Here is a 7043-nt window from a genome sequence, read left to right on the forward strand (position 1 = left end):
TTTGTACACCGGGGCTGCCGAGCTTTGCAATCAAACAGGGTGGGGAGGGTTATGTGGCAGTCGGTTTCTGACCTGTCATTCGGTCGACTCCCGGCTTGTGTGTCACTGAGTGCTCGCAGCCATCGGCTGGCCTGATGGTCGCCGATTCACAAGACGAACGTCGCTGGCGCAGCAGTGGGTCTGGCGCCATAGTTTTGTTCCCGCGGCCGATATAGCCCGCCCAGAACAAGACAGAGACTGGCCATGACCAAGACTCTCCATCACCGTGCCTGCCACTTGTGTGAAGCCATCTGCGGCCTGACCATCGAAACCACCGAGGTCGAGGGCGCTATACAAATCACCTCGATCAAGGGCGACGCGCTGGATACGTTCAGCCGCGGGCACATCTGCCCCAAAGCGGTGGCGCTGCAAGATATTCAGAACGATCCTGATCGTCTGCGTCAGCCAATGCTGCGAGTGGGCAGCGAATGGCAGCCTATCGCGTGGGAAGATGCCTTCAACCTCGTCGCCGAACGCCTGGCGGTGATTCAGGAGCGGCATGGGCAGAACGCGGTGGCGGTGTACCAAGGCAACCCCAGCGTGCACAACTACGGGTTGATGACCCACAGCAATTACTTCCTCGGCCTGCTGAAAACCCGCAACCGCTTTTCCGCGACATCGGTCGACCAGTTACCCCATCACCTGACCAGCCATTTGATGTACGGCCATGGGTTTTTGCTGCCGATCCCGGACATCGATCACACCGATTTCATGCTGATCCTGGGCGGAAATCCACTGGCGTCCAACGGCAGCATCATGACCGTGCCGGATGTGGAAAAACGCTTGAAGGCGATTCAGGCCCGGGGCGGCAAAGTGGTGGTGGTCGACCCGCGCCGTAGCGAAACCGCTGCGATGGCCGATCAGCATCTGTTCGTGCGGCCAGGTGGCGATGCGGCCTTGTTGTTCGGGCTGCTCAATACCTTGTTTGCTGAAAACCTGACCCGTGACAGCCATTTGCCGGTGGACGGCCTGGATGATGTGCGTCAGGCCATCGCCACGTTCACCGCCGAAGCCATGAGCCCGTTGTGCGCCGTGCCCGCCGAACAGATCCGTCAGCTGGCCCGGGATTTCGCGGCGGCGCCGACAGCGGTGTGTTACGGCCGCATGGGCGTTTCGACCCAAGCATTCGGTACGCTGTGCCATTGGCTGGTGCAACTGATCAATATGGTCACCGGCAACCTTGATCGGGTAGGTGGTGCGCTGTGCACCGAACCGGCGGTGGACCTCGTGGCGTCCACCTCGGGCGGGCACTTTAATCGCTGGCAAAGCCGTGTGTCCGGTCGTCCGGAGTACGGCGGTGAGTTGCCGGTGTCGGCGCTGGCTGAAGAAATGCTCACCGAAGGGGAAGGGCAGATTCGTGCCCTGATCACTGTCGCCGGCAATCCGGTGCTATCGACACCCAATGGCCGGCAACTGGAGCAGGCTCTGGATGGCCTGGAGTTCATGGTCAGCATTGACCTGTATATCAATGAAACCACGCGCTATGCCGACCTGATTCTGCCGTCTACGTCGGCGCTGGAAAACGATCACTACGACACGACGTTCAACATGTTCGCGGTGCGTAACGTGACACGCTTCAACCGCGCGATTCTGGCCAAGCCTGAAGGTGCCCTGCATGACTGGGAGATCTTCGTCGGCCTGGCCAAGGCGTTTGCCATCAAGACTGGCAAAGAGCTGAAGCCGACGATTCCTCCCGCGAAAATGATCGACCTTGGCTTGCGGATGGGGCTATATGGCGATGCCTCGGAACATAAACTCTCGCTGACAACCTTGTTCGATCATCCTCATGGTGTCGACCTGGGCGCGCTGAAATCCAACTTGGCGCCACGCCTCAAAACCGCCAATCAGCACGTGCAGGCTGCGCCGCCGCAGATCCTTGCCGACCTTGCGCGCTTTGCCGCGCTAGAGGCGCCGGCCGCTGATCAGTTGCTGATGATCGGCCGCCGTCATGTGCGCAGCAACAACTCGTGGATGCACAACTATCACCGACTGGTTAAGGGCAAGCCGCGCCATCAATTGCTGATGCACCCGGACGACCTGGCCAGTCGCGGGCTCAACGACGGCCAGCGCGTGCGGGTGAGTTCGCGGGTGGGCATGATCGAGGTGGAAGTGCTCGCCAGCCTGGACATGATGAGAGGCGTGGTCAGCTTGCCGCACGGATGGGGTCATGCGCGACCGGGTGTGCAGATGACGATTGCCAGTGGCCAGCCGGGCTCCAGCGCCAACGACCTGACCGACGAGTGTCAGCTTGACGAGTTGTCGGGGAATGCGGCGTTGAACGGCGTGCCGGTCACAGTCGCGGCGGCTTGATCGTGTCTGTCGGGGAGACCGCGCATGGCGCTCGGCTTTCCGTTACAATGCGCCACCGTGCCGACCTCTGAGTCGGAAAGTTCAGCCGAGGTGCTCCATGGATATCATCGAAACGATTAAAGAGCAGATTGCTAACAACACCATTCTGCTTTACATGAAAGGTTCGCCGAATGCCCCGCAGTGTGGCTTCTCCGCGAAAGCCGCGCAGGCCGTGATGGCATGTGGTGAAAAGTTTGCGTACGTGGACATCCTGCAGAACCCGGAAATCCGCGCCAACCTGCCAAAATACGCCAACTGGCCAACCTTCCCGCAACTGTGGGTCGGTGGTGAGCTGGTCGGCGGTAGCGACATCATGACCGAGATGGCCGCTGACGGTTCGTTGCAGACCACGATCAAAGCTGCTGTTGAAGCGGCTGCTGCCAACAAGACCGAAGCGTAAGTCGATCGGCTCCCCTGTAGGAGCTGTCGAGTGAAACGAGGCTGCGATCTTTTGATCTCCAGCAACTAAAAAGCCCCGCCCCTTGATAAAGAGGGGCKGGGCTTTTTATTGCGCTTGATAAGTTACTGTCGTGTCGGGCTGCCATCGCCTGGATCGCAGCCTCGTTTCACTCGACAGCTCCTACATAGCTCCTACTCTTCGCCCATCTGCGATTGCAGATAGTTCTCAAGACCGACTTTATCGATCAGGCCCAGTTGGGTTTCCAGCCAGTCGATATGTTCTTCTTCGGACTCAAGAATGTCTTCGAGCAGCTCACGGCTACCGAAGTCGCCGACCGTTTCGCAATGAGCAATAGCGACTTTCAGATCGGCATGACCGATGCGTTCGATACGCAGGTCGCACTCAAGCATTTCCTTGGTGTGTTCGCCGATCTGCAGCTTGCCCAGGTCCTGGACGTTTGGCAGGCCTTCAAGGAACAGGATGCGCTTGATCAGCTTGTCCGCGTGCTTCATCTCGTCGATGGATTCGTGGTACTCGTGCTTGCCAAGCTTGTTCAGGCCCCAATCTTCATACATGCGGGCATGCAGGAAGTATTGATTGATCGCGACCAGCTCATTGGCAAGGATCTTGTTGAGATGCTGGATGACTGTAACGTCGCCTTTCATGATGGGGTCCTGCCCTAAGTAGCTGTCTATAAGGCTGAGTTTGAGCCGCGTATGTAAGAGTGTCAAACCTAAGTTATTGAAACTTATATGAAAATTAATCGGAATAAGAATGTTTGTGTTCCGCGTCTAGGGCGTAAGCAGTTGATTTTCAGGCATAAAAAAACCGGACATCTAGTCCGGTTCTTTGAAACAGGGTAATTAAGCGGCAGTAAATTCTACAGGGAAAGGAATGGCTGCTTGGGCCGATTGCAATTTGGTCAGGGTTTCGCGAACCACTTCCTTTGCAAGGCAAGCGCATTTGCCGCATTGGCTGGCTACGCCGGTGGCCTGACGGACTTCCTTATAGTTGCAGCAACCTTCATAGATTGCATCGCGGATTTGACCGTCGGTGACGCCAGTGCAGAGGCAGACATACATAAGTGAAAACCGTCGTTGGTTGTGACTCAATTGCGATGGATCGTAATGTTAACGAGAATGATTGTCAAAGTTCTTTCTGAAGGCTTCGCGTTAAAAGCCGACGTGACCGACGAACGGTTTTCATTCGGGCAAACTGCCAGTAATGCTCCCGATGGCTATTTTAGCCCTGCGGCAAAAAACCGTTGAGGACAGCCTAAAAACGCYGTGTATGATGGTCGGTCCTTCGAAGGGGGATCGTGTCACAGGGCTGTCGCCTGAGGGTGGCAGGCTGATGCGAATCCAGTTCTTCACGTTAATAGACCAGGAGATATCCAATGAGCGTACTCGTAGGCAAACAAGCCCCGGACTTCACCGTTCCAGCTGTACTGGGCAATGGCGAAATCGTAGACAGCTTCACCCTGTCGTCGGCCATCAAAGGCAAATACGGCCTGGTGTTCTTCTACCCACTGGACTTCACCTTCGTTTGCCCGTCCGAGCTGATTGCTCTGGACAACCGCATGTCTGACTTCAAGTCGCGCAACGTTGAAGTGATCGCCGTGTCGATCGACTCGCACTTCACCCACAACGCCTGGCGTAAAACCCCGGTAAACAATGGTGGTATCGGCGAAGTTCGTTACACCATGGCTGCCGACATCAAGCACGAAATCGCCAAGGCCTACGACGTTGAGTCCGAAGGCGGCGTGGCTTTCCGTGGCGCGTTCCTGATCGACGACAAAGGCGTTGTCCGTTCGCAAATCATCAACGACCTGCCGCTGGGCCGTAACATTGAAGAGCTGGTCCGTCTGGTCGACGCTCTGCAATTCCACGAAGAGCACGGCGAAGTTTGCCCTGCCAACTGGAAAAAAGGCGATAAAGGCATGACCGCTTCGACCGAAGGCGTTGCGGCTTACCTGACCGAGAACGCTGCGGCGCTGTAAGCCCAAGCGTCAGGCAATAAAAAACCGGCCTCTGATGAGGCCGGTTTTTTTATGCGCGGGATAAATCAACAAGTTCAGTCGTTGAAGTCTTCCCAGCCGCCCATTTGTTTCCAGCGATTGACGATGCCGCAGAACAGCTCGGCCGTTTTCTCGGTGTCATAACGAGCCGAGTGAGCCTCGCGACCGTCGAAGTCGATATCGGCGGCCTGACAGGCCTTGGCCAGTACGGTTTGACCGTAAGCCAGACCGGCCAGGGTTGCAGTGTCAAAGCTGGAGAACGGATGAAACGGGTTACGTTTCATGTCCAGACGTGCGACCGCTGCGTTGAGGAAGCCCAAGTCGAAGCTACTGTTGTGGCCGACCAGAATGGCCCGTTTGCAACTGTTGGCTTTCAGAGCTTTGCGGATGCCACGGAAGATATCGGTCAGCGCGGCTTCTTCACTCACCGCCATGCGCAGTGGGTGATCAAGTTTGATCCCGGTGAATTCCAGCGCGGCTGCTTCGATGTTCGCGCCTTCAAAAGGCTCTACACGGAAGAAGTAGGTGTGATCGGGGTATACAAACCCTTTCTCGTCCATCGCGATGGTGGTTGCTGCAATTTCCAGCAGGGCGTCGGTGGCCGAGTTGAAGCCACCGGTTTCTACGTCGACGACAACCGGCAGGTAGCCACGGAATCTGGCCGCCATCGGATGACGAGGACCGCCTCCGCCGCCTTGACCGTCCTGTTCGTCGTCGAAATGGTCTTCACTCACGCGTGTTCCTCCAGCAGGCGCCAGCGCAGTTTTTCACCGGCGCGCAGCGGGATAACGGTCAGCTCGCCAAATGGCAGGCTGGTTGGGGCGGTCCACTCATCGCGGACCAGGGTAATGCGGTCGGTGTTCGCTGGCAGGCCATAGAAGCGCGGGCCGTAGAGGCTGGCGAAGGCTTCGAGCTTGTCCAGCGCGTTGCGTTGTTCGAACGCTTCGGCGTACATCTCGATGGCCGCATACGCGGTGTAGCAACCAGCGCAGCCGCACGCGGCTTCCTTGGCGTGCTGGGCGTGGGGGGCCGAGTCGGTGCCCAGGAAGAATTTTTCGCTGCCGCTGGTGGCGGCGTCGAGCAGGGCTTCCTGGTGCGTATTGCGCTTGAGAATCGGCAGGCAATAGAAGTGTGGTCGAATCCCGCCCACCAGCATGTGGTTGCGGTTGTACAGCAGGTGATGCGCAGTGATGGTCGCGCCGACGTTGGCCGAAGCCTCGTTGACGAACTGCACGGCATCGGCGGTGGTGATGTGTTCGAACACCACTTTGAGCGTCGGGAAACGCTCGACCACACGACGCATGTGCTCATCGATGAAGATTTTTTCGCGGTCGAACACGTCGACATCGCCACGGGTGACTTCGCCGTGAACCAGCAACGGCATCCCGACATCGGCCATGGCCTCAAGCGCAGGGAAGATTTTGTCGATGCTGGTGACGCCAGAATCCGAGTTGGTGGTCGCGCCGGCCGGGTACAGCTTGGCGGCGTACACGAAACCGCTGGCCTTGGCCTCGCGGATTTCTTCAGGCTGGGTACGGTCGGTCAGGTACAGCACCATCAACGGTTCGAAGCGACTGCCGGCCGGGCGTGCAGCGAGAATCCGCTGGCGATAGCCGTCGGCTTCAGCGGCATTACGCACCGGAGGTACCAGGTTGGGCATGATGATGGCGCGACCAAAGGTGCGCGCGACATCCGCAACGGTATTGGTCAACACGGCACCATCGCGAAGATGAATGTGCCAGTCGTCGGGACGCAGCAGGGTCAGGCGGTCGGACATGAGGGAATTCCAGGCGGGTCAAACTCAGGGGAATGCTACCGGAAAAGACACTTGCAGGCACTCGCTATCAAGTTTTGCAGGAACGTACCGATATGAACGAGGTATGCCGTAAACATGCGTGTGTCGGTCTTTTTGTCGTAGAAGTCAGTGGAGCCTCCCGTGCGCCAGCGTTATTTAGCCTTGCTCAGTGTGTTTGCCAGCCTTCCTGCAATGGCGCTGACTTTCCAGACACCTCTGGAAAGCATCGAGTGGACGGTCGACGGTGACAAGTTCGAATGCCGCCTGACTCAGCCGGTCAYTGATTTCGGCTCGGGCGAATTCGTGCGCCGTGCCGGCGAGCAGGCGACGTTTCGTTTGAATGCCTACAACTCAATGATCGGTGGTGGTTCGGCGACGTTGTTGGCGGCCGCCGCACCGTGGCAGCCGGGGCGGGGTGATATCAACCTGGGTTCCGTCAGAAT

The 7043-nt window shown here is 57.9% G+C and carries 8 protein-coding genes and 1 pseudogene; 5 read left to right on the plus strand and 4 right to left on the minus strand.

Annotation, left to right across the window (positions count from 1 at the left end; genetic code table 11):
• Positions 1-243 precede the first annotated feature (243 nt).
• Positions 244-2349, plus strand: a complete 2106-nt coding sequence (locus AC1DSG_RS24890) for a molybdopterin oxidoreductase family protein (RefSeq protein WP_477793274.1) — start codon at positions 244-246, stop codon at positions 2347-2349.
• A gap of 97 nt (positions 2350-2446) precedes the next feature.
• Complete coding sequence (gene grxD, locus AC1DSG_RS24895; RefSeq protein WP_007943565.1) at positions 2447-2788, plus strand: Grx4 family monothiol glutaredoxin; 342 nt, start codon at positions 2447-2449, stop codon at positions 2786-2788.
• Positions 2789-2979: 191 nt separating this feature from the next.
• On the opposite strand, the gene bfr is transcribed toward grxD, so the two are convergent.
• Positions 2980-3453 (minus strand): bacterioferritin, encoded by a 474-nt coding sequence (gene bfr, locus AC1DSG_RS24900; protein WP_477793275.1) that lies wholly within the window; start codon positions 3451-3453, stop codon positions 2980-2982.
• A 198-nt stretch (positions 3454-3651) separates the two neighbouring features.
• Entirely contained in the window at positions 3652-3870 is a 219-nt protein-coding gene (locus AC1DSG_RS24905) for a bacterioferritin-associated ferredoxin (RefSeq protein ID WP_477793279.1), read from the minus strand.
• A 57-nt stretch (positions 3871-3927) separates the two neighbouring features.
• On the opposite strand from AC1DSG_RS24905, the gene AC1DSG_RS24910 reads away from it, so the two are divergent.
• Entirely contained in the window at positions 3928-4056 is a 129-nt protein-coding gene (locus AC1DSG_RS24910) for a hypothetical protein (protein ID WP_477793276.1), read from the plus strand.
• A 128-nt stretch (positions 4057-4184) separates the two neighbouring features.
• Positions 4185-4787, plus strand: a complete 603-nt coding sequence (locus tag AC1DSG_RS24915) for a peroxiredoxin (RefSeq protein WP_477793277.1) — start codon at positions 4185-4187, stop codon at positions 4785-4787.
• A 74-nt stretch (positions 4788-4861) separates the two neighbouring features.
• Here AC1DSG_RS24915 and rnt read toward each other — a convergent pair whose 3' ends face one another.
• A complete protein-coding gene (gene rnt, locus AC1DSG_RS24920; RefSeq protein ID WP_007943569.1) occupies positions 4862-5539 on the minus strand; it encodes a ribonuclease T in 678 nt (225 codons plus the stop codon).
• A complete protein-coding gene (gene pyrC, locus AC1DSG_RS24925; RefSeq protein WP_477793278.1) occupies positions 5536-6582 on the minus strand; it encodes a dihydroorotase in 1047 nt (348 codons plus the stop codon). The genes rnt and pyrC overlap by 4 nt, the downstream gene beginning before the upstream one ends.
• 159 nt (positions 6583-6741) lie before the next feature.
• On the opposite strand from pyrC, the pseudogene AC1DSG_RS24930 reads away from it, so the two are divergent.
• Positions 6742-7043 (plus strand): annotated as a pseudogene (locus AC1DSG_RS24930) (OmpA family protein); the annotation flags it as partial.

It is taken from the genome of Pseudomonas sp. P5_A12, assembly GCF_056400685.1.